Origin of the sequence: Mesorhizobium sp. M7A.F.Ca.CA.004.06.1.1, from assembly GCF_003999135.1 — a bacterium.
Taxonomy (GTDB): Bacteria; Pseudomonadota; Alphaproteobacteria; order Rhizobiales; family Rhizobiaceae; genus Mesorhizobium.
In genome coordinates this window covers 1-1,565 of the sequence record NZ_RZPQ01001048.1, presented here as the reverse complement: position 1 = coordinate 1,565, position 1,565 = coordinate 1, and the positions used below count along the sequence as shown (strand labels likewise).

The following is a 1,565-nucleotide window of genomic DNA, read 5'->3' as shown; positions in this document are numbered from 1 at the left end:
AGTTTGAGCTGTTGGCCGGCATCTGGCAGCGGCTACTGCCTCACCGCAGGCTTGTTATCTCCGGCGACGACATCCGTGTTCAAATCACAGGATCGCAGACGGAATATAACGCCAAGGACATGAGCGATGGCGAGCGGTCAGTGTTCTACATGATTGGTCAAGTTCTCGCCGCCGATCCCGACACGCTCCTTATCTTTGACGAGCCGGAGCTGCACGTTCATCGATCTATCATGGCCAAACTATGGGACGAGATGGAGGCTGCACGCCCCGATTGTGCCTTCATCTTCATTACACATGACCTCGAATTTGCCGCGTCACGGGTTGCCCAAAAGATTGTGATCCGGGACTACAATCCCAAGACCGGTTGGGTGATCGAACCGGTGCCAGAAGAAACCGGTTTCGATGAGCAGATTGCGACGCTCATCCTTGGGAGCCGTCGCCCGATTCTCTTCGTCGAAGGCGGCAGCACAAGTCTCGACACCGTCATATATCGCTGCTGCTATCCCGAGTGGACAGTCATCCCGCGCGGTTCATGCGAAGAAGTAATTCATTCAGTTGTAACAATGCGCGCTAACGCGGACCTTACACGAGTGACCTGTTCCGGGATCGTAGACGCCGATGACTATTCAGGGCCAGAAATTGCGAATCTGGCACGGCTCGGCGTCGCCGTCCTACCGGTTTCAGAGATCGAGAATGTCTTCCTGCTTCCTGAAGTGGGGCGCAGAATTGCGGAGCATGAGGGCTATAACGGGGGAGATCTCGATAGTCGGCTCGACGCGCTGAGACAAGCCGTCTTCGCTGACGTCACTCCAGCATCGGCTGCGGGCACTATCGCGCGATACTGCCGGCGACGAATTGACCGCACCCTGAAGATGATTGATCTCAGCGGCGCAACTACGGTTGCAGAAATCGCAGCCGAATTTGCCACAAAGACGGCAGCACTGGACATTGCCGCAATTGGAGCCGAAGCGACGGCCCGTATCGATGCCGCTGTGGCAAACCAGGACATGGCCGAATTGGCCAAGCACTACGACAACAAGGGACTGATGGCTCTCGTGGCCAGACATCTCAAGAACACGACAATGAGCGAGTTCGAAATGTGGATAACTCGCGTCTTGCGCAACAATTTGGTTCCCGGACTTACGCAAGCCCTTCGCCGGGTTCTTCCCACAATTCAACCGCGATAGGACCTCGACATACGCTTTAGCGCCTGCATTGGACACTGCATGCATTTGGTGCCGCGATTGATGCCGGAGTTCGTAGTCCAGCCTGTCCGTTAGCCTTTGGTAAACAAATGTCCGTTGCCGAAGTCGTCCCCTTCGGTAGCTTCACAGCAACGGCAGTCGGCCATCTTTCTTGCCCAGCGGAAACTTGATCTGCGTGGCCGGTTTGTCGACGATCACAAGGGCATCGTCAGGCGCGGTGCGTTGCAAGCCCCTTGCTTCCGACCATGGGGCTCGTAGCCACGTCTCGGTTTCCTCTTTCGTCGTCAGGATCACCGGCATGGCCTTCGCATGGATCGGCTTGATGAGGGCGTTAGGCTCGGTTGTGAGGAACCCATAGAC

At 56.4% G+C, this 1,565-nt stretch carries 1 protein-coding gene and 1 pseudogene; one reads left to right on the top strand and one right to left on the bottom strand.

The window, feature by feature from the left end:
* The coding region (locus EN906_RS33665) for an AAA family ATPase (RefSeq protein WP_206529248.1) at nucleotides 1-1,187 on the top strand (1,187 nt) is incomplete at its 5' end.
* Between the two features lie 141 nt (nucleotides 1,188-1,328).
* Here the strand turns inward: EN906_RS33665 and EN906_RS33660 are convergent.
* Nucleotides 1,329-1,565, bottom strand: a pseudogene (locus EN906_RS33660) (SOS response-associated peptidase); the annotation flags it as partial.